Source organism: Paenibacillus alginolyticus DSM 5050 = NBRC 15375 (genome assembly GCF_000422905.1).
GTDB lineage: Bacteria > Bacillota > Bacilli > Paenibacillales > NBRC-103111 > Paenibacillus_E > Paenibacillus_E alginolyticus.
This window is the reverse complement of the sequence record NZ_AUGY01000037.1, coordinates 1-21,771: the sequence shown is the minus strand read 5'-3', so window position 1 is coordinate 21,771 and position 21,771 is coordinate 1. Positions and strand designations below refer to the sequence as shown.

15 protein-coding genes are annotated in these 21,771 nt (G+C 45.2%); 1 reads left to right on the top strand and 14 read right to left on the bottom strand.

Annotated elements, in window-relative coordinates:
• Positions 1-27: 27 nt before the first annotated feature.
• The 14 genes from G519_RS50245 to G519_RS0117090 all read right to left on the bottom strand — a co-directional run bounded on the left by G519_RS50245 (position 28) and on the right by G519_RS0117090 (position 21,090).
• Complete coding sequence (locus G519_RS50245; RefSeq protein WP_154669581.1) at positions 28-195, bottom strand: hypothetical protein; 168 nt, start codon at positions 193-195, stop codon at positions 28-30.
• A 187-nt stretch (positions 196-382) separates the two neighbouring features.
• Positions 383-580, bottom strand: coding sequence for a hypothetical protein (locus G519_RS0117170; protein ID WP_029195769.1), 198 nt, complete (start codon positions 578-580; stop codon positions 383-385).
• A 1,409-nt stretch (positions 581-1,989) separates the two neighbouring features.
• On the bottom strand, positions 1,990-2,766 hold the full coding sequence (locus G519_RS0117150; protein WP_029195766.1) for a Cof-type HAD-IIB family hydrolase: 777 nt from the start codon (positions 2,764-2,766) through the stop codon (positions 1,990-1,992).
• Positions 2,767-2,793: 27 nt separating this feature from the next.
• Positions 2,794-3,438, bottom strand: coding sequence for an HAD family hydrolase (locus tag G519_RS0117145; protein WP_029195765.1), 645 nt, complete (start codon positions 3,436-3,438; stop codon positions 2,794-2,796).
• A 302-nt stretch (positions 3,439-3,740) separates the two neighbouring features.
• Positions 3,741-5,387 carry a helix-turn-helix domain-containing protein gene (locus G519_RS0117140; protein ID WP_029195764.1) on the bottom strand — a complete coding sequence of 549 codons (1,647 nt, stop codon included), beginning with the start codon at positions 5,385-5,387 and terminating at the stop codon, positions 3,741-3,743.
• Between the two features lie 174 nt (positions 5,388-5,561).
• Positions 5,562-6,413 carry a carbohydrate ABC transporter permease gene (locus G519_RS0117135; RefSeq protein WP_084160205.1) on the bottom strand — a complete coding sequence of 284 codons (852 nt, stop codon included), beginning with the start codon at positions 6,411-6,413 and terminating at the stop codon, positions 5,562-5,564.
• Complete coding sequence (locus G519_RS0117130) at positions 6,413-7,294, bottom strand: carbohydrate ABC transporter permease (RefSeq protein WP_029195762.1); 882 nt, start codon at positions 7,292-7,294, stop codon at positions 6,413-6,415. The genes G519_RS0117135 and G519_RS0117130 overlap by 1 nt, the downstream gene beginning before the upstream one ends.
• Positions 7,295-7,371: 77 nt before the next feature.
• Entirely contained in the window at positions 7,372-8,688 is a 1,317-nt protein-coding gene (locus G519_RS0117125; protein WP_029195761.1) for an extracellular solute-binding protein, read from the bottom strand.
• A 104-nt stretch (positions 8,689-8,792) separates the two neighbouring features.
• Positions 8,793-10,586, bottom strand: a complete 1,794-nt coding sequence (locus tag G519_RS0117120; RefSeq protein WP_161632931.1) for a sensor histidine kinase — start codon at positions 10,584-10,586, stop codon at positions 8,793-8,795.
• A gap of 418 nt (positions 10,587-11,004) precedes the next feature.
• On the bottom strand, positions 11,005-14,916 hold the full coding sequence (locus G519_RS43345) for a polysaccharide lyase family 8 super-sandwich domain-containing protein (RefSeq protein WP_161632930.1): 3,912 nt from the start codon (positions 14,914-14,916) through the stop codon (positions 11,005-11,007).
• Positions 14,917-15,080: 164 nt separating this feature from the next.
• Positions 15,081-16,616 (bottom strand): extracellular solute-binding protein, encoded by a 1,536-nt coding sequence (locus tag G519_RS0117105; protein WP_029195758.1) that lies wholly within the window; start codon positions 16,614-16,616, stop codon positions 15,081-15,083.
• A gap of 85 nt (positions 16,617-16,701) precedes the next feature.
• Positions 16,702-17,580 carry a carbohydrate ABC transporter permease gene (locus G519_RS0117100; protein ID WP_029195757.1) on the bottom strand — a complete coding sequence of 293 codons (879 nt, stop codon included), beginning with the start codon at positions 17,578-17,580 and terminating at the stop codon, positions 16,702-16,704.
• A gap of 1 nt (position 17,581) precedes the next feature.
• A complete protein-coding gene (locus G519_RS0117095; RefSeq protein ID WP_029195756.1) occupies positions 17,582-18,568 on the bottom strand; it encodes an ABC transporter permease in 987 nt (328 codons plus the stop codon).
• 209 nt (positions 18,569-18,777) lie between these two features.
• The gene (locus G519_RS0117090; protein ID WP_029195755.1) at positions 18,778-21,090 is read right to left on the bottom strand and encodes an AraC family transcriptional regulator; all 2,313 of its coding nucleotides are present in this window, start codon (positions 21,088-21,090) and stop codon (positions 18,778-18,780) included.
• A gap of 428 nt (positions 21,091-21,518) precedes the next feature.
• On the opposite strand from G519_RS0117090, the gene G519_RS0117085 reads away from it, so the two are divergent.
• The coding region (locus G519_RS0117085; protein ID WP_029195754.1) for a helix-turn-helix domain-containing protein at positions 21,519-21,771 on the top strand (253 nt) is incomplete at its 3' end.

Sequence of the window (21,771 nt, the reverse complement as noted above, 5' to 3'; positions counted from 1 at the left end):
ATGCACTCCTTTATTGGGGTTTGTTTTTTAAAAGGATACGTCTAGAAATCCACTGCCGCCGCAAATCGGGCAAGTATTCGGCCAGAGCACGCGATCTTGACCAAAAGGAATGGACGCCCCCTCTTTGTGAAAGTGCTCATCTGTGCTTCTCATTTCCTCTAAATCGCCATTACCTTGGCATGTTGGACAATCCATTGTTGTTTCCTCCTTCAATGTATTAATACAGAATTATTATTGTTATATAATATATAACACATTACCGAATAATGTTCAATAATGTTTTATAAAATTAATTATTTAATTAAATATACTATAACATTAAAAAGCCTACCGAAATCTCGGTAGGCTTTCATTTCAAATTATAAGTTGCGCATTCCGCCAATTAGCCAATCTCCACTTCATTATCAAAGGCATAGTACAGTGACAAAGACAAAGGAGACAATGGATACAAAGCAGTTTCACCACATTCATCGTGTTCCTTATGAACTTCTCGTTTTGCAACAGTTCGCTGAAAATCATAGGCGCGAAGGTTTGTGAATTTCCTTCTTTCAAACTCCATCAACGATGCCAAACTACTCATACCCATCTCTCCCTTCAACATTTGAACCATTGTACCAATACAGAAATCGTTTATATGTTATATTGTATAACTAAACAAAACATTTATGCAATAACAATTTTGAAATATTTTAATTGTTATACAACAAAAGACCTGAGGCTCCGGCTCAGGTCCTTTTGTGGGAGTGGCTGGGATGGGGTTCCAACCGTTTCTTGAAATCGACTTACACGTAGGCGCCTTTTCGGCGCTTATAGAACGATAACTTCCTCAAATATGAGGAGGTTTTTTTCATATTATTTTCTGTGCTGGGCTCTCAGCAGCTGAGAGATTCCTTTCAGACGTCTCGCGCCACTTTCGCTGCATTCGGAACTCTGAGACGGCCTTTTCTGCCTTCTCAGGAGCAAAACATGCTAACTTGCCTGCTCTCAGCAGCTGAGAGATTCCTTTCAGACGTCTCGCGCCAACTTCGCTCCATTCGAGCTTCCGAGACAGCCTTTTCTGCCTTCTCACGATGCAAAACGCGCTAACTCGCCTGCTCTCAGCAGCTGAGAGGTTCCTTTCGGACATCTCGCGCCACTTTCGCTCCTTTCGAGCCTCCGAGAAAGCCTTTTCTGCCTTCTCACGATGCAAAACGCGCTAACTTGCCTGCTCTCAGCAGCTGAGAGGTTCCTTTCGGACATCTCGCGCCACTTTCGCTGCATTCGGAACTCTGAGACAGCCTTTTCTGCCTTCTCAGGAGAAAAACATACTAACTTGCCTGCTCTCAGCAGCTGAGAGGTTCCTTTTAGACGTCTCACGCCAACTTCGCTCCATTCGAGCTTCCGAGACAGCCTTTTCTGCCTTCTAACGATGCAAAACGCGCTAACTTGCCTGCTCTCAGCAGCTGAGAGGTTCCTTTCGGACATCTCGCGCCACTTTCGCTCCTTTCGAGCCTCCGAGAAAGCCTTTTCTGCCTTCTCACGATGCAAAACGCGCTAACTTGCCTGCTCTCAGCAGCTGAGAGGTTCCTTTCGGACATCTCGCGCCACTTTCGCTCCTTTCGAGCCTCCGAGAAAGCCTTTTCTGCCTTCTGAGAAGTGCATTTTCTACCTCTCACTGGCGTGTTAACAAAAAGAATCAGAGAGAATAAATCCTCTCTGATTTCCTGACATTACATACAATAGCCTCAAGAACCACTCAAGGAAAGAGGTTCTTGGGGCTATATGATTTGACTAATTATCTGAATATGTCACATCGTCGAATAACATATTGCCCGCATTCCAACTTCGGAAACCGATTTGTCCAGCGGCAGTAGGAATATTGGTTAATGTGCCCGTATACACTTGGCTACCATCTCCCCATACGGTCACCGTTGACTTTTTGATGTTTTTTTATAAAGGAGGCTGCCTCAAGACTAGTAACAAGTTAGCATAAGTCAGCCTCCTCCAAACCTACAAATATCTTTCTATAATCATCGCAACACCATCATTATCGTTCGTATCTGTTATCTCATGCGCAATCAATTTTAGCTCTTCTACAGCATTCCCCATTGCGACAGACCATCCGCAAACTTTGAATAAGCCTAGGTCATTATTGTCATCCCCAAATACCATGACCTTATCCATAGGAATACCAATTAATTGACATAACTGAGAAACAGCCGACTCTTTAGACGCTTTTAAGGCTGAAATTTGTATCAATTTTCCATGATCCGTTAATAAAACATTCAAACGAGAAGAAAACCTCTCTCTCAACTCTTCGTAATTATTAAGCCCTGTGAGAAGAATCTTACTTGCCTCATATTTCCTCAGTTCTTCAAGTGGTTTGACAATGGGATTCTCTTTTACATTCATTCTGATCGTGTAATCAACTTCTTTAAGGCTATACCACTCATCCTTCACTTCTAAACCAAGTTCAATATCAGGATTGAGGTTTACACAAAAATCAATCACTTCAGAGGAGAGTTCTGCATCTATGGATTCATGGATGTCCAAGCCTGAGTAGGCACAAGAAATGTACGCGCCATTGTAATAAACAAATGATCCAGCTTTCAGCAGACTTTCTGACAGAAAAGATCTCACCGCTCTTGGCGGGCGAGCCGTAGCGAAAATAATTCTGACTTCACGCACAAGCAATTCTTGAATGGCTTTCATATTTCTGTCTGAAATAAGTTTCTGGGATGTTAGTAGTGTGCCATCTAAGTCCAGCACCACTCCAGCGTATTTCATTGGACTCCCTCCAAATTCCCATTCTATTTACAGTAAATTTTCAACCTTAATCTCACTAATTCCATGGATAATGAAATCCGCTTTTGACAAATCCTGATGGCCCGAATTCTCATTAACGTAGCCAAAACAAGTCATGCCCGCAGCTTTGGCGGCAGCAACACCATGTTTAGCATCTTCAACAACAACACAATTTTTTGGATCAACACCTAGCAAGGAGGCCGCTTCCAAATAGACATCAGGAGCTGGTTTGCCTTGATTGACTTCCTCGCCACTCACCACGCAATCAAAATAACTGGCAAGCTCGAACTTCTTTAACACTTCCTCAATAAAAAACCTAGGTGACGAAGAGGCGATTCCAATTGGAATTTGATTGTTTTTTAGCGATGTAAGCAGCTCTCTAATTCCTTCAATAGGTTCGATTTGAATGCCTTGTAAAAGCGTTATTTTAGAGGAGAGTTGATGCTCAATGATCTCGGCAACCGTCTGCTGGAGCTGATATTCTTCTTTAATGACCTTCCACATCTCAGGGTTCGTCATCCCCACGAATTTCTCCAACTCTTCCTGTGTGATCTCCTTCCCGAAATGTTTCATCGTTTGTACGTCTACATCAAAATGGATCGGCTCGCTATCAATGATGACGCCGTCCATATCGAAAATGAATGCTTTTAGCATGTGTTGTGTCCCCTTTGTAATTGGAATTCCCCTATATTACATATTAATTGAATTTTACGTTATAATCGAGTGTCTTAATAATGCCATAATTAAAATAAGAGGCTGCTCTTCTACCATTTACTGGTTTTGGAGACAACCTCTTCTCTGTTGAACGATGTTGCAGAATGTACAACAATTCGGCTCTAAATGTTGTACGAACTGCAACTTCAAGTTGCAAAATAGTCTTTATGAGTTCGGATTGTTGTATACAATACAACATGGGTAACCGCTATATCCAAAACCCTTCACAAGCTGCTGAACGACTACTCTCTCCCCAAACTCTCCCGATAAGCCTTCGGACTAAAACCCGTCATTTTTTTGAAAATCCGGCTGAAATGCTCGGGGTTGAGGTATCCGATTCTCTCCGAAATATCGGAAATTTTGATCCCCTTTTCGAGCAGTTGCTTCGCCTCTTCGATACGCAGCTTCGTTAAATAGTGGATGAAATTGCAGCCGACTTCTTTGACGAACTGCTTGCTCAAGTAGCTTTCGCTCACGCCCACCATCTCACTAATGAGCGACTGGTTAATTTCCTCACGATAATGCAAATCGAGGAATTTCTTTGCATTGGCAATAGAAGGACTATAACGCACTGCGTTCATAAGGCTATTCCCGTGAATAGCGGAATGAGCTCGCTGTAATAGCTGTTTGACATACTGCTGCGTTTCCTCCAGCGTCTCCATCTGTTTAATTTCATCAAATGGATTGTGAGAAGTAGGCTGTACCTCCTCCAAACGTATGCCTTTGGCATAGAGAACAGCGCCGAGCTCCCACAACACATCGACGAAGAAAGCTCGCAACCTGTCCGGCGGTTCCTGACTCGCATGATGTAATCGCTTTTCCAATAGCTCATACTCGAGAATCCACTGACTCTCATCAGGATGCTTCATTACCTGAAGCAGAACAAGCCTCCCTGCTTTCAAGTCATCCCACAACGCATGGTCCCCTTTGTCTTTCACTCCTGAACTTTGGGTCGCCGACTCCCGATAAAACAGCTTACCCAAGCCGGCAAAATAACTTTTCGCTGCCAACTGCTTAGCCTGCTGGTATAGGCGAGGCCAATGCCTGCAGCCATTTGCCAAATCGCTTATGCCTACTGAAATGGAGGCGTTCACATATTGCAGCAGGCGAGTCTGGACCATCGTTAGCAGACTATGAATGTGGGCCCGAATCGCCGATTCGCTGCGATCATGCGGGAACGCACACAATAAGACGTATTCGCCAGCCTCCCGTCGAACCATTTCATGCAAAATGGACATTTCATGGAGAACAGACTGGATCGTTTGTTGGATGAAACCATGCAGCTTCGTCGTATCGATACCTCGTGCGATTTGAATGACAATCGCAATCTCGTTTGTTTCATTTAACAAACCGTTCGCTGATAACAGCCATTGTTCGAACAAACCCGTGTCTTCCTTTGGATCGAAGTCTAGAAGCCTATGTAATAACGCATCCTTATCCGATTGTTGGACTAGCTGCTTTTCCGCTTGCCCCATCTCTTCCCTAATTGATACGTCACCTAACCGCATTAACTCCTCGACGGCTTTAGTAATAACAGGTATGATATGCTCCTCATCCATGTCTACCTTGACGATGTAGTCCATCGCACCGAGCAGGAAAGCTTCCCTCACATAGCTGTAATCACTATAGGCACTCAAAATAATCGGAATCGGACGCTTCGGTAAACCTGGGTCATTCAATGCCTTTAATAACTCGATGCCGTTCATTCGGGGCATTTGGATATCGACGAGCAGCAAGTCAACATCACTACGGGTCTTAAGAAGCGCTAGACCTTCTACACCGTCACCCGCTTCGCACACAATTTTAATATGGAGAGCTTGCCAATCGATCAAATGATGCATGGCCAATCGAACTAACGGTTCATCATCAACGATCATCATCTTGTACATGGTAGTTACCCCTCATATAGAAATTCGTCTGTCTAAGTGCCTTTGCGATGTAAAAAAATTATATAATACAAAACATTACCGAGCAATTATCATTTGCTATAGAAACATTCCTCAACTCCTGATCCCAATCGTCACTCAAGACATCCCTCATATTGAAGTTCGTCTGCCAAGCAGCTAACCTTTGATGGCTCCGTCCATCAATCCTCTAAAGATGTAGCGTTGGAACACGATGTAAAACAGCATACTGGGAAGCAGCACTAGGATAATACCTGCACAGAGCGCCACCAGATCTGAACTCCGCTGACCGACAAAAGCCATCAGAGCCGTCGGCAAAGTTGCAAGCTCCTTTTTTGGCATATATAAGTTTTGCACATAAATATCGTTCATAATGGTTACGCTCTTAAGAATCCCAAGCGTAGCGGTCGCCGGCAGCAGCAGCGGGAAAATAATCGAGCGGAAAATGCGGAAATACGATGCACCATCCATCATCGCGCTTTCATCTAACTGGGCCGATATTTTTTCCAAGAACTGGATGTAAATGTAGATTTGCATAATGTCCGTCCCTACATAAATGAGCAGCGGAGCACCCAATGTATTGTACAGACCCAAGGAGTGAATCAGCTGAAAACGTGCGATCTCCGTCGTGTATGTCGGAATGATCATCGAAACCATGAACAGCAGCAGCACCATTTTTTTCAGCTTAAAATCAAAACGGTTGAGCACAAATGCCGTCATCGTGCCGAGCAGGGCATTACCAGCCATACTAACAACGACCAGCACCAAGGTGTTGCGTAAACCAAGCAGAATGTGGCCTTCGCCAACGGCTTTTACAAAATTCTCGAAATGCAAGAAATTGCTTGGCAGCGAGAAAGGTGATGTCGCCCCCAGCTCTGCATTTGTCTTCAGCGAGCCGAATACGACAAGTAGAACCGGAATGAACACAATCAAGCACATCGCTATAAAAAATATATAGTACAGGACATTACTGAGCAATTGGCGTTTGCTCTCGGTAAGTATGACTTCCATTAAGACTCGCTCCTATCTTTAATGATCCAATTTTGTATAGACGAGAAGCAGATGATCAAGATCAAAAGACTGACCGCCATGGCCGAAGCAAGACCGTAATTGTTATAGGTAAACGCTGTTTGCAAGGAAAACAAACCAAAAGTAGAACTGGCTGTTCCAGGTCCGCCGCCTGTCATTACATAGGGGATATCGTACTGCAGCAGCGCGCCGGAGATGTTCAGGAACAAAATGATTTCCATCACACGCCGAATGCCAGGCAAGGTAATATGGCGGAGCTGCGTCCAAAAACCAGCGCCATCCATTTTGGCAGCTTCATATAGATCAGTCGGAATCGATTGCAAGCCCGCCAGAATGAGGATGATATGAACACCGCTGAAGCGCCATAGAGAAACAGCGACCAGCGAGTAATTTACGATACTCAAGTTACTTAACCAACCGGTAATGAGCGACTCCAGTCCCATCCATTTGAGTAGTTCGTTGAGCGGCCCATTCACAGGGTTATAGATGTAGCTGAACATATAAGCAACGGCAATACCATTAATAATGTAAGGCATAAGCACCGTAAAACGAAAAAACGAACTTCCGCGTATCGTGCGATTGAGCAGCACCGCTGTCATCACTTCAATAGGAATGAACAGCAGATGAACGATAAAGTATATGCCATTGTTGCCAATAGCTTTCCAGGCATCCGGAAAATCAAAAATCAGTTTTTTATAGTTATCAAACCCGATGTACTTCAAACTCTCACTGTATCCGTCCCAATTCGTTATGCTGTAACGAAACAATTGAAGCGTGGGATAGATGAGGAACAAGAGCATGAGCGCAACCGGTATGAACAAGAACGACCAAATGATAACTTTTTTCTGTAAGCTATAACTCATCTCCACTCACCCCTAAATCTCTATTGATAGGAAAAGGGTACTATTCCGTCTCGCTCAAATAGTACCCTCTATCGTCATTACTTCGTTGAATCGATCGCTTTCTTCCACTTATCATTTAATTCTTTTTCAATCCCATCGATCGGTTTACCGGCAAAAATGCTTTGTGCGGCTTTCTTCGGATCGAATTGTGCAGCAGCGCTCACTTTTGCATAAGCCTCATCTGTTCCATAATAAACAAACGGTTTAGAAGGATTAGCTGTTATCCATTTGTTGAAGAACGGAAGATCCGAAGTGATGCCATTAACCGTGGAAAATTGTTGTACTTTATTGACTAAACCTGAGTAGACGTCTTTGCTGAACATCCAATCCAAGAATGCTTTGGCTTCTTCGACGTTTTTGGTATTTTTGTTAATACCGATGTTCATATCGGACATCATCATCGAAGAAAGATCGCTGCTTGTCGACTCGCGGAAAGGAAGCGGGAACACGCCCAGATCATCATCCGTCGTCACTTTCTCCATGTAAGAAGGATAGTACCACTGTCCAAGCGCAATCATAGCTGACTTCTTCCCTTCGAAGGACTGCGTAGACTGGTCGAACGAAACAGACAGCGCATCAGGACCTGCGTATTTCTTATCAGCAATTACCTTGATCGCCTTACCTACTTTATCAAAGTTGCTGCTATCTCCAAATGGCGCAGGATTTTTGGCCAAGTTCGCCAAATAGTTCTCATCGCCAGATAAAATATGCGGGCCGAACTCCATCAATGGATAGAATGTCCAATCATCTTTGGCACCGATGGAAATTGGTGTGTATTTGCCATTCGTTTTAATCTTATCCATTGTAGTGATGAATTCTGGAAACGTTTTCGGAATTTCCAAGCTCAACTCTTTGAAAATACTTGGATGGAAATAAACAAATTCAGAGAACGAGATCAATGGAAGACCTAATACTTTGCCATCAATTTTAGTCGGAAACTTATTGTTTTTGGCCGCATTCAAATCATCCAGAGGCAGCAGCGCTTGCTTGTAAATTTGCATGTGGTTCGGCTTCAAATACATCAGATCAGGCAAATCATTTGCCGCCAATCTTACCTTCAAGTATTGCCCTCCGTTGTCAGGCACCTTTTCCACTTCAACGGTTACATTCGGCTTAAGCTTGGTATACTCTTTCGCCTTCTCTGTCCAATACTCAAAATCAACTTTCGTGTCCCACATGGCGAGCTTCAGTTTCACCGGTTGAGCTGGTTTAGCCGTCTGTGCCGTTGCTTTCGTCGCTTCTGGCGCTGTGCTTGCCGGTGTTGATGCAGGCTTTGTACCGCCGCATCCTGTCAAAGCCGTCATGGCTACTAAACTAACCAACGCTAAAGAACTTGCCCATTTTCTCTTCTTCATCGAATTGACCCCCCACTTGATATCGATTAGGTTATTTGTATCTTATATTTATCATAATCGATTGTTTAACGCAGCCGAATGATCGATTTTGCCCATTCCTTGATCTATTTTGAACTAACGATTTGATTTTCTTCCTGACTTCGGATGATTGGAAGTATAATTTCCACCTTCGTGCCAGACGGTTCCAACCGCTTTATCGTTACGCCATAGTCTTGTCCGTAATGCAGCACAATGCGATGATGTACGTTAAGAATGCCCATGCCGCTGAACGTATAATCCTGGTCAGGGTCCTGCAGCTTCTCGATCTGCTCGTCCGGGATGCCTACGCCATCATCTGCGATAACAATGCAAAGCTGTTCGCCCACCTTGTGGATACCAATCGTAATCGTTCCATTCGTTTCTTTACTAACCAAACCATGTGTAATTGCATTTTCAAGAATCGGTTGAAGCAGCAGCTTCAGAATGTAGAGCGACATTGCTGTTTCATCAACTTCCCATTTCACCTCAAATTTATTGCCATAACGCGTTTCCATAATGAAAATGTACTGTTTCAAGTTCTCAACTTCATCGGCAAGCAGTGTCAAACTGCCTCCACGATTGAAGGAGGAAGATACCAAACGAATCAGCGCCTGGGTCATATTGCGGATGTTGTCAACTCGGCTAATGATCGCCATCAGTTTAATGGAATTGAGTGTATTAATCAGAAAATGCGGATTAATTTGCGATTGCATCGCAGCGAACTCCGCCTTCTGCTTCGCTTTCTCCTGCTGTTCGGTCTTATTAATAAGCAGCTTGATTTGGTCCATCATATGGTTAAACGTGAGCCCTAGCGTGACCGTTTCGGCACTGCCAGAAGCTTCGATCTTCACATTGAGATTCCCGTCCATGACGCGCGACATTTTCACCACTAACACATGGATAGGCTTCATTAAGTTATGAACAAGGTAAAAAGAAATGAACAGAAATACAACGATGACGACGAAGGTCGCGATAAGGACCAATCGATAGATAATGCTGTAATTAGCCATTAACTCGCTGTAAGGAATTTGGTATACGATCTTCCAGTTCGCAATGTCCACCGTTGCAAAGGCAACCATCATCTTCTGCCCATTGATCGTTTCCACGAAATTACCCTCGCGCTGCGAGTCGATGCGACTGATTAGCGAATTATCCATTTGCTCGTTTGCTGGTAAGTTATAGCTGGACGCGATAACGTCGCCATCCGTCGTTACAATGCGGAATGCCGAAGATCCGCTGATTGGATTTTGCCACAGCATTTTCTCGAATTGATCCCGACTAAACACAAAATAAATGAAATCAATATTATGCAGCATTTGAAAATAACTCGGCGCAATTGTGGTTACAATGCTCGTAGATTCCCGTGAATCGTATAGCGTGCCTTTTTGTTTGCCAATGAAATGAACGTGATCCTGTTCGGCGATCGTTGCCTTGTACCAATCCATTTTACGTAAACTGTTGTCATCTACAACCAAATCTTTTAAGTACGAATAGACGCCACCGTCTTTATAGAAGAAATTGATCGACTGCACCCTTCCTGACATGGAAGAGCTGTATTTTCCTAGTGCTTTTGATAAAGAGATGGAGTAGGGCTGCCTATTGTCCGTGGCTGTTTCGTGCAGTAAAGTCGCTGTCTCCAGCACCTCCGAATCCATGCCAACCGCTGCGGAAAAGTTGACGACATTGCTAATTTCCTGCTCAATCGAGTACGTCACCGCATGAAGCGTCTGGAGCGTTCGGTCAGTTGTTTGCTGCAGCAGATCTCTTTTGTACACCTGAAGAATAGTAGTGCTAATCGTCAATATTGGCAGCACCACCATCGTAAACAGCAGAATGTAGAGCGTAGTAGACGTTCTCCATGGTTTTCTGAATCGGCTCATCTGTACTCGACCTCGCATCACGTTATGGATTAGGGATTCACCCCAAGATGTACAATATCATAGCACATCTGGTTGGACGTCTGATTATTTTCTTGTTTTTTTGAAATCACCAGCCATTTCGAACCCATTTGTTGCAAAATTACCTGTATTGGGCCCAAAGGGAGAGTGGCGAGATTTAGGCAGCAATTGTTGTAGTTTCTGCAACATCCCCCCAAGCAGGGTTCTCACCTGCATAGTTACTGAACCTAGGCCCAGTCTCTCTACGTTATACAACTTACCATCCTAATCCCCATTCCCATTTCTCCAACAGATCAGATAACAAAACATCAGGATGTAGCAAGCTTTACTTTACCCTCACATCAAACAAAACCCGACTTCGTCCAATCAGACAAAATCGGGTTACGTATCTCAACAGTAGCTAGGATTTACACTGTGCGATGGCTTGTAATAAAAGTTCCGCAAACACGGCGTCAATCTTTTTGCCGGATTGTGCGTGAATGTGATTCTCCAGTTCTTTCCATTCGTTTTTCTTCTGATTGTCATCATCTTTCCGTTGAATATTTTCTATCTTCGATAGCAAGCTGTTCAATATGCCATGATTGGTGATCCAGCTTTGTTGGTAAGCGTAACGAGCAGCTTCGTCCAAATGGTTAGCATCCATACGTACTTTTAGCAAGTATGATGCGGTAGTTTCGTTCCCAGCAGCATCAACCGCTTTTACTTTCACCGCATGTTCACCAATACTGAGCGATAACGGACTAAACGTATAGGGGCGGCTTATTGGGACACCGTCCAACTGAAGAGACTCGCTTGCCACCCCGCTCACCGGATCGGAGATATCGAATTGCAGGCTGCCGCCATCGGTCCAATAGACGTCCATGGTAACGGTAGGAGCGATAACGGGACCTACTAAGTCGATTTTGATTACCTCCGTTTTGGTCGTTTCTTGGTTTCCAGCTTGGTCAACGCTATAGTAGCGAAGTTGATGTACACCGTCTTCAGCAACAACGATGTTGTTCCCTTCCGCAAAGACGCCACCATCCAAACTATAAAACGTCTTCTGCACGCCGCTGCCTTCATCACTCGCCGTCAATGTCACCGTTTGCGCAGTACGCTGCCAATCAGACTTTGCGTTAGTTGCAGTGACTGGAGCAACTGTATCTTTCTTGAATGTGACGACATGTGTTTTGCCGAAAGATCCCGTGACTGTAACATTCAGCTTTAAGGAAGGTATCGTCTGCAAAACTGCAACCGTGTCATCGGCACGAACTAGCGTTAAGCCTGCCTTGCTCAATTCAAGCGAAATCGTGCTTTGCTGCTGCGTCGGATCGGAGACGGCTACGGTCAATTCGCTGTCCGTTTCCTTCACCATCACGGATGCCGGATTTTGCGCGGAAATGAAATCAACAGATGCTGGATTCCAGAAATTCGCCGCCGTAATACCAAGCTTCTTCTCTCTGACTGCGTGTACGTCCGTTGTATTGCTCAGCACCTCAACATCAGGCGCGCTGCTATAAAGCGCTGTATCCGCCGTATTTTTATGTGGCAGCATGACATAGGAATACGATGCATTCGAAGGCGTTGCCCCGTGTTCAAAGGCCAAACTTACATAATTTCGCGTGATCGGAACAGCCGATTGTCCGCTATTAATATCTTTCCAGGCGCCGGTTCTTGCTTCGCGCAAACCATACACATTCGAAGCTTCAGGGAAATAATAGCCGATGTCAGTACCCGGCGCATTTCCGGCCAAGTGAGCCCACTTCACGTCACCCATCGTTTCCGACCAGCCCAGCTGGCTCGACTTTACGGTTCCGTTAATCGTAAGGGCATTATCTCCCGCATCGTTCAGCTTGCGGTTATCGATAATGGTCTCCACCAGCTGTGGTCCGGCTATCGTGTTCGAAATACCGGAGCCCAATGCGACGATTTCGTCATCGAACATAAACCATGACTTCTTGCCCTGCAGATTGCTTCCAGTCGATTGCGCAAGCGAGAAATCTATACCCGCTGCACCGTAAAGGTTATCGATGGACGAGCCTCCGACCCACGTTTTCGGATTCATGTAACTTTTCCATTCGACAGGTGTCGTCCCTATTCCTGATCCATCGGTTGTTGTGCCAGGCAGTCGGAACGAATCCACAGTTGGCCAGAAATCGTTGCGGTACTGGGTAAGATCTTGATCATATAAGAAAGTCATCCCGATGCCCGTATACCAGCCCTTCAAATTCTCATTATTGCCCTTTTCAAAGGCAGAGATGCGGTTTGAGAACAGACTGAGCCCGAAGCCATAGCCTTCACGTAAATGGACAACCCTGTCCATACCAGCAAACACTTGGTTTTTCAGTAATTCTCCGCGAGGCTGGATTGAAGCATCGTTCATCAATTTTTTGACTAGAGACAGCTCGTAAATCGGCAATCCTTCGTAATAATTGGCATATGTCGTGTCCGCTTGAATCCATTCTTTGGCCATTCGCTTAATCGATAAAGCAACGTCTGCAGGCGCCCCCTCGGCTAAACGAAGCAAAGTAACAATCGTACCTCTGGCGCTTCCCGAGCTTTGTCTGGAGATCCCTCTGCCGTTCACCATATCCATAAAGAGTCCTTTATAAATGACGGGTTCAAACGTATCCGATACCCAATCGTACACATGATTCACGTTAGGATCCGTCACCGGCCAAGGTGAACCATTTAGCAAAAACGTCATATCGGCCGCACGATTGAGCCATACTGCACCATACCCCGCAGTGTACGCGATGTTGGTGTGTTGAACCAGCGAACCGTCCTTATAAACACCGTCTCCATGATCCGTATAAACAAATTCCGGCCCGATAGAATCAAGTCCTTGCGTGATCTTCGCACTGCTGTTTCCGATCACACCGCGCATCGTAACGACCAATGCTTTGTCGAGCAGGTTAGCTCCCGTTTCCGTCACATTGTTGAGCGTTCTCTTCTTCGGATCCGGAACGAAACGATCGACGGCTTTGATAAACTTATTTATTTGCACTGGTGTCAAATTAGCATACATCAACACAAGGGTATCGTTCAGAATTTGCGGCGCTCCGATTTCCCAATCCCACCAATTGCCGTACTCATTTTTGGTTTCATTGTAACGGTTCGCATACATCCAGTCCAAAGCGCTGATGATGTCATCCCGAAGCGCCACATTCTGATACAGGCTTGAGCCTTGTAGAGAATAAGCAAGCGCCATAGCTTTCAACCTACCGAAAGCACTAGATATTTGAGCAGAATCCGTCGTGCTGGACAGATCATTCCACAAATAGGTACGGCCCGCAGCTTTATTGAGCGTATCCCAGTGCCCGGTCGAATTCACATTCGTAACACTTGTGGCTAGTGTAGTTAGGTTAGCAGCAATATCAGGATCAGCCGTATTGTACGAGGTGCCGCCAGTCAATTTGCCGAACCATTTCAGACGAAGATCGCTGTACGATTGAATCGTTTCAGCAGATTCTACATTAACAAGACATTGCGCTTTTATCGTTCCATCTGGTGTCGAGACCATAATTGTAGCTGAGCCTAACCCTTCTCCGGTTACTTTTCCATTACTGTCCACTGTTGCTACACTCGGATCGCTAGAACTCCAGACAACGGTTTGATCCGCTGCGTTCGCTGGTGTGAGCGTCGGTGTAATCGTTACTGATGCATTTTTGGCCATGGAAAATGCGGTTTGATCTAAAGCAATTCCTGTAATCCCGTTATATTCCTCCAAACTTATATCGTCAAACCATACTTTTCCTTTTCCCGTTTCAAGGAAAGGTTCAATGACCAACTTCGTAACACCCGCTGGTATCGTCATAAATACTTGCTGTAAAGTCCAATCCTTCGTACCTAACAACTTGGTAGATGCAGGACCATCTCCAACTTTACTCGTGTTGTAGTACTGCGTTCTGAAGTAAGCACCAGTGCCCGTTACGTTTTCGGTTTTTACCCACACCTTAAGTCTGTAAGACTTGCCGGCAGTTACCGTCGTGACGCTTTGATTCACAGATACTCGACTTGTGGCGAAAGCGTCAAACAAAATGGACTTGCTCCCTTCATGATACGTGGCCCCATCCAGCATGACGTTCACCGTTTTATTCGGAGCTTTCCCGCTCCCGGTCGGAATCCATAACCCCCAGCCAACAGGGACAGGACTTGTGACACCACTCCATGCGGCATCCGTTGTTGTGGTTGTCTGCTCGAAGCTTCCGTTCGTCATCTGGTTCACCGCTGCAGCCTCTGCCTTAAGGATAGCGTTTTCATAAAATGGAATGTACGATCCAACCATGCTGAAAATTAAACTGACAGCTAACAGCATACTTACTTTCCTCATTAACTTCACCTCGCTAGGAATTAATATAAAAACAATTAAAATGTAAGACATGTGGCGGGATTTGTATATCGACGATATTTGAACCATATCCTTTTTTTATGAAAAGTGAAGAAAAACCCGACAACGCCAATAAAAAGGTCATAGTCGGGTCTGCGATGCTGTCATTATTTCTTGTTCTTCTCTTTAAAGAAGTCACTCGTTTCTTTGACGTGCTGTTGGAAGCTTGGGTCGTCTTTGTACGTTTTGACGAATTTATCCCAATCCTCTATGGAATTCTTGCCAATAATCACGTTAGTGAGCATATCGTTAAGCTTCTTATTCCAGTCCGCACCCTTTTCTTTAAATGGGGTCGAATTCATCAAGCCATAAGTCGGATCCGGGATGGAGCTGATCGAGTCAATCAACTTTTTATTTGCCTCAAATACGTCGCTCGGAATGCCCGATACCTTCGCTCTCGAGTATTTATCAAAGGTTCCCGTCACCCATTGGCCAGTCGTATCGCCTGAATATCCTTTTTTCTTGCCTTCTTCCGTTTGCTCGACAAAGCCGTCAGGCTTTAATTTGTAATCCACGTCCTGAATACCGTACACAGCTAGGTTGTATCCTTCTAAAGAGGCTGTGTAATCGTAAACTTCAAGAATTTTCTTCAGCTTCGCCTCGTCGACAGATTTCTTATTGATCAGGAATTGACCGTAAAAACCGCTCGCTTGCTCGTAATAAGCTTTGCCGTCCGCCGCTTTCGGAAGCTCAAAAGCAACCAGATTGGCTTTAGGATTCGTCTTTTGCAGCTCGACATTGTATTTATAGGCATCAACAACGTTAGCGATGGCAAGTCCTGCCTTCCCTTGCACGAGCATGTCTTTGATTTGTGCGGTCTTGAGCACTGGGAAGTCAGGCAATATGCCGCCTGATTTATAAACTTTGTTCCAATTGATTAGCGCCTCTCTCGCTTGCGGCGTCCACCAATATGGCGTCAGGCCTCCATTCTCTTCCTTCCACTTTGTTCCTGTTCCGAATAGCGACAACAAGTAACTGGATGGTCCAGGAGATCCAGGAAATACAGCGCCATATGTGTCCGCGATGCCATTGCCATCTGGATCTTTCTTCGCGAATGCCTCAAGCACATTGTACAGCTCATCCATTGTTTTCGGCGGCTGCAAGCCAAGCTTATCCAGCCAATCTTTGCGGATTAGCAGCGATTCATGACCGTCCAGCGGTCTGACGCGTGGCAGCGAGTAGAGCTTTCCTTTGAGCGATGCGTTCTTGTACACATTCTCCGGATATTTGGCCAAGTTCGGATAATTTTTAACATAATCCGTTAATTCCCAGAAAGCGCCTTGATCGATAGCATTCAAAAAGGCAGGCGTTGAATTGAAATCCTCGATGAAGAGCACATCCGGCAAATCTCTGGACGCGAGCAGTGCATTTAGTTTCTCCGAAATTTGAGCGGATGGAATCCAACTCAGCTTCAGGTTGACATTTAATTTCTCATTTAGCTTTTTAACCGCTTCCAGTTCACCCGTTGGAGCTGCGGCGAAAGCTAGCGTCGTAATCGAAATATCCGTCGGTTTCGCAGGCTTGCTGCTTGCTGTGCTTCCTGCCTTTTGACCTTCATTTGATGCGCTGCCGCAAGCCGCCAAAGATGCAGTAAGCGCAGCCGCTGTCATAACAACAGCTAATTTTTTTACCATTGGTTTCATGTGAGGACCTCCCAGGAATAATTTCTTTATATTTACTTCATCTGTGCGTTAAAGCCAGCATCACCCCTTTCAGAGCTATTCACTGTTACCCTTTCACGGAGCCAACCATCATGCCTTTGACAAAATATTTTTGCAGAAATGGGTACACGATGACGATCGGAAGCGATGAAATAACGACTGCGGCCATTTTGATCACCTGCGGAGGCACCGTCTGCTCACTCTCCAGCATTGCAGCTATGGATGGGTCGGCCATTTGTGAAGCCGAAACCAGCATCATTTGCAGCAGAACCTGCAGCGGTCTGAGCGTATCCGTATTAATGTAGAGAACGCCGCTGAAGTACGTATTCCAGTAAGCTACCGCATAAAACAAGCCGAATGCCGCAAGTGCTGAAACAGATACTGGCAGCATGATCCGGATAAAGACGCCGATATCGGAACATCCATCGATTTTGGCCGCTTCCTCCAATTCATCCGGTATTTCCTGGTAAAAGTTTTTCATTAAAAAGACATACCAAGCGCTAGTCAATGCGGGCAAAATGAGCGCCCATACCGAATCCATTAAGCCAAGACTGTCCACAAGTAAGTAGTTTGGAATCACACCAGGGTTAAAGAGCATGGTCAATAAAATCGCGACTAAGAAAAATTTCTTTCCTTTCAGCCTTTTACGCGATAGGACATAAGCGAGTGCACTTGTCACAATTAAGCTCAAAAGAGTACCGAAGACCGCCAAGAATCCGCTGACTCCCATAGCTTTCAAGAATGCATTGGTCGAAAAAATAAACTCGTAGGCAGAGAGACTCCAGGTCTGTGGAATTAATACGATTGACTTGCTCATGTACTCTGTAGGGTCGGTAAAAGATACAAGGATGACATACAGAAATGGCAGCAAGGTTACAAGCGCAAATATCGTTAAAACAGCGTAATTTATCGCAGTAAAGAATTTCACGCCGAAGCTTTTATTCATGTTAGTAGAGTCCCTCCTCTCCGAATTTTTTGGCCAAGCGGTTGGACATCACAACAAGGATGAGTCCTACCACCGATTTGAAAAGTCCAGCGACTGTCGCGTAACCGAATCTTCCTTGCTGAATACCGACACGGTAAGCATATGTATCGAAAACATCGGCCAGATGCGCGACCGGTCCACTCATCATCAAGTAAATTTGTTCAAAGCCTACGTCCATTACTTGGCCCAATCGCAGGATGAGCAGGACGATGATCGTGCTTTTAATACCAGGCAGTGTCACATTCATCGCTTGCTGCCAGCGACTAGCACCGTCGATTTGCGCTGCTTCATATAGCTCCGAGTTAATGCCAGCAAGTGCGGCAAGGAAAATGATGGTCCCCCAACCGGCTTCTTTCCAGATGCTTTGAGCGGTCAGCATACCCCAAAATAAGTTCGGTTCCGTCATGAACTCGATCTTTTGTCCCCCGTACTCCGCGATCAGTTGGTTGATGACACCACTGCCTTGACCGAAGATCAGAAAGCAGATCCCCACAATAATGACCCAGGAAAGAAAGTGCGGCAAGTAAATGACCGTTTGCACGATTTTTTTGAAAGCGAGCTTACGCACCTCATTCAGCAGCAGCGCCACGACGATCGGAATCGGGAAGAAAAAAATGATGTTCAACAAGCTGATCGCCATCGTATTTCGGAATAATAGCATGAAATCGGGATTGGTAAAAAACTCGTTGAAGTATTTCAGGCCTACCCATTCACTATCCCAAAAACCTAAATAAGGAGAATAGTTTTGAAAGGCCAGCAGAAGTCCCCACAATGGGAAATATTTAAACAGTAGGAAAAATAATAAGCCAGGCGCTGCCATTATATATAGATATTTGTCACGTTTTATCGCGACGGCCCAATCCTGTACCCACGAGCCTTTTATTTTACTTGCCTTTTCCACCCCAGCTGTTGCTGCTGCCTGAAGCGGTTCCAATCGACTTTGCGACAACTTCCTCACCTCTCGTTCAAGTAATTAGCATCTCGCTGCTTTGCATGAACAGATCGTACAATGATCATAGTTCTCCGGACAATGACCAATTCTTGTAGTCTACAACGTCTGAGGCAAAAAAAGAGAAACCCCGCAGCAAAGGGGTTCCTCCGATGATTTATGCACTTTTTTTGCTTAAAAACATGCCTGCGGAACAAAATAAGTGCATGCTAAATATCGCTGTCGGCTCCCCGGTATTGCCCGGGCGTAACGCCGATGTGCTTTTTGAATACGCGTATAAAGTTTTTCGTCTGGTAGCCGACTCTTTCAGCAATGTCTGAAATTGATAAATCCGTCGTTTGCAGCAGCTCGATGGACCGTTCAATCCTGATTTTCGTTAAATATTCGATAAATGAAACATCCATCGTCTTTTTAAACAGCTTGCTTAAATAATGGGAACTCAACCCGCAAATTTGCGCACATTGATCCAGCGATAGATCAAAGTGGTAATTGTCCTCGATGTAACGGACGACCTTTTGGATTAATTGTTCATGCTCCTGATGCTGTTTGCCCTGCACATAAGCAACAATCGGATCGACCATTTGCTGCTTGAACCATGCGTTCAATTCGCGAATCGTGCTGATTTTGCGGATTTGCCCGTAAGGATCGGATTCCGCTTCTCCAAACAAATGCGCCGAATCGAGACCCAGCAAGTACGCAGTGCGAATAGCTGCAGTTAGCAGCCGATAATACGACATTTGTATCAGTTCAGGCTTTTGGACGTTATCCTTCATCGATTTGGCGAATTCGGCCAGCATCCGCTCCGCTTCTTCCTGATCGCCTAGCTGCAAGGAATGTTCAAAGTGGGTTTCGATTTCAAGCGGATAGCGGTAATGCAGTTCGGATGCGCCGCCACCGCCGGTGTGCGTAATCACCTGGTTACCGCCAACGATGATGCGGGAGCGCACGGACAAGACCGCCTCTTCATAGAGTTCGGGCAAATCTGTAATCCGGTCGCTTTGTCCACTCAAACCGATGGTCACTGGAAGACGCAGGTAATCGGACACAAGGTTACGCAGGCGTTCTGCAAACAATTTAACCTCTGTCTGCCCGTCATCTGTCTGCTCGGGGTCACGGAATAGCCAAACAGCGACCTGGTCATTCAGCAGATTGATGACGATACCCTCCATTTTCTGTGATTGCAGCAGTTCACCGACAATATTTTTCAAAGCAAAGACGATCAAATCGCGGTCATTTTCTTGAAAGCGCGATTCGTTATCCTGCGGGGGGTCGCAAGAGATGACGAAAATGCTGTTTTCCCGACCGGCAGGCACGTCGTATCTGCGCAGCATAGACTCTAACTGATCCCCGGAATAGTGGAGAAACCGGCCCTGCAAAAGCTGCAGCGCAAAAATTTCACGAACTAACGGTAATTGATCGCTAAGCTGCTGCTGCAGTTGATTGGCCGTGCTGCTCAGCTCACCCCATCGTTTGCGAACGAAGCCAACTTCATCTGTTTCCGAGTCGAGTGCTTGACCGCCTTTCAAATGAGCCACGAGGTTCTCGATCGGTCGATAGACACGCCGTGTCCCCCATAATGTGATTAAAATGCCCAAAACAAGACAACCGACACTAATCGTCAGCGTAATCATGGCAATGCCTTTCGATTTGGCGTTCAATTCATGGACCGGCACCATGTTAATATACTGCCATTGGTTATAGGAGGAAGTAATTGGCGTCACCATGTAATCCGTACCTTGAAAAGAGAAAGTAAAGCGCTGCTCTGATCGCTTTTGAGCAATAAGCTCGAATAAGCCTTTCGGAACGCTATTCCCGCCGCTTGAAGTCACGAGGTTGCCCGTTGCGTTCAAGATGAACATTTGCTCGCCGTTATAGCTGACAAATCGGTTCATAATGTTTTGAAAGAGTGCCTCATCGATGCGTATAAATAAAAGTCCAGTCGGATTTTTGGTTAATAGCGGCACCTTAGATATCAGGGTTACGCCGTTCAGATGATAACCGGGTAAATTCGGGTAGGGTCCGGTGACCCATTTGATATGGGCTTCGGAAGCAAGTTCCTTCAGCAGCCCCTCGCGTTCTTTGTCTTCAGTAATTCTGCGGCCACCGTAGATTGGCGAAATTAAATAACCTTCGTCCGGTACGTAAATGGCGACATCGCTTACCTCTTTGTTGCCGTTTTGCAGCGCAGATAATTCACGTGAAATACCCGAATAAAAGCCGGTATAGTTCGTGTTTTTCAGCTCCGTCAAATTCGAGCTAAAAAAAGTGCCTAGCAGCATTTGAATAGCATTATTTTGTATGCGATCCAAAGTCGAATCGATACTGGAGGACACGTTATTCAAGATGCGGACATTGGATTGGTTAACTTCTCTTTGTACGACCGAAGCAGAAAACAAATAGCTTCCGATTCCAACAGCTACTACCGGAATAACAGCTGCAAATAAAGACAAGGTGACCATATTGCGAAAAATCGTTTTACGCCGAAATAAATGTTTCCACCTATCTTTAAACCACCTACGCATAGCGAACACCTCATCGACAGATTCATGAGCATTGTAAACGGTTGCTGGAATAAAATCAACCGAAATATCCCTTTTGATGTGGGGCGAGAGCTATCATCCTCAATTTTCATTCCTATTGCCTCCTCCACACCCTAATAAAGTAAGAATTATTGAATATTCTGCAACATGGAAGGGCGCAACGTGGGATTTGAACAGAATTGTTGCCCTTTTTGCAATATGAAGCTAGTGCATAAGGAGAAATCCGAGGAGAACTTTTATTCAACGGCCTAAATAACTGCGAAAGTGCAGGTATTTTGCTAAAATCGGTTCAGAATTGGAAAAGCCTGCTAATATGCAGGGATTTTTAGCTTTTCCTCTGAAGCCCCCTAATTAGATTGGAGTCATCAATATGCAATAAGGTACAATATTGGTGAGGGGGAATGAGACGTATGAAAAGCAATATCCTATATGATGAGCAACGAATCAAGGTAGCTCAAGAGGCACTTAGTGGAACGAAGTTATCTTATCTTGCACGTAAATATTCAGTGTCTCCTAGCACGATCACGAACTGGGTTAAGTTCTACAAAGAAAGATTTGGTGAGGAATCCCTTCCTTCTGTGAGTGAGCGTATAGAAGATTCTAAACGCCTTCAGGAGTTGGAAACCAAGATGGATACAGCCATTAAGCTGCTTGGAGAAAAGG

Coding starts and splice junctions, on each gene's coding strand:
- G519_RS50245 (WP_154669581.1), bottom strand. CDS start 195: ATGGATTGTCCAACATGCCAAGGTAATGGCGATTTAGAGGAAATGAGA.
- G519_RS0117170 (WP_029195769.1), bottom strand. CDS start 580: ATGAGTAGTTTGGCATCGTTGATGGAGTTTGAAAGAAGGAAATTCACA.
- G519_RS0117150 (WP_029195766.1), bottom strand. CDS start 2,766: ATGAAATACGCTGGAGTGGTGCTGGACTTAGATGGCACACTACTAACA.
- G519_RS0117145 (WP_029195765.1), bottom strand. CDS start 3,438: ATGCTAAAAGCATTCATTTTCGATATGGACGGCGTCATCATTGATAGC.
- G519_RS0117140 (WP_029195764.1), bottom strand. CDS start 5,387: ATGTACAAGATGATGATCGTTGATGATGAACCGTTAGTTCGATTGGCC.
- G519_RS0117135 (WP_084160205.1), bottom strand. CDS start 6,413: ATGGAAGTCATACTTACCGAGAGCAAACGCCAATTGCTCAGTAATGTC.
- G519_RS0117130 (WP_029195762.1), bottom strand. CDS start 7,294: ATGAGTTATAGCTTACAGAAAAAAGTTATCATTTGGTCGTTCTTGTTC.
- G519_RS0117125 (WP_029195761.1), bottom strand. CDS start 8,688: ATGAAGAAGAGAAAATGGGCAAGTTCTTTAGCGTTGGTTAGTTTAGTA.
- G519_RS0117120 (WP_161632931.1), bottom strand. CDS start 10,586: ATGAGCCGATTCAGAAAACCATGGAGAACGTCTACTACGCTCTACATT.
- G519_RS43345 (WP_161632930.1), bottom strand. CDS start 14,916: ATGAGGAAAGTAAGTATGCTGTTAGCTGTCAGTTTAATTTTCAGCATG.
- G519_RS0117105 (WP_029195758.1), bottom strand. CDS start 16,616: ATGAAACCAATGGTAAAAAAATTAGCTGTTGTTATGACAGCGGCTGCG.
- G519_RS0117100 (WP_029195757.1), bottom strand. CDS start 17,580: ATGAATAAAAGCTTCGGCGTGAAATTCTTTACTGCGATAAATTACGCT.
- G519_RS0117090 (WP_029195755.1), bottom strand. CDS start 21,090: ATGCGTAGGTGGTTTAAAGATAGGTGGAAACATTTATTTCGGCGTAAA.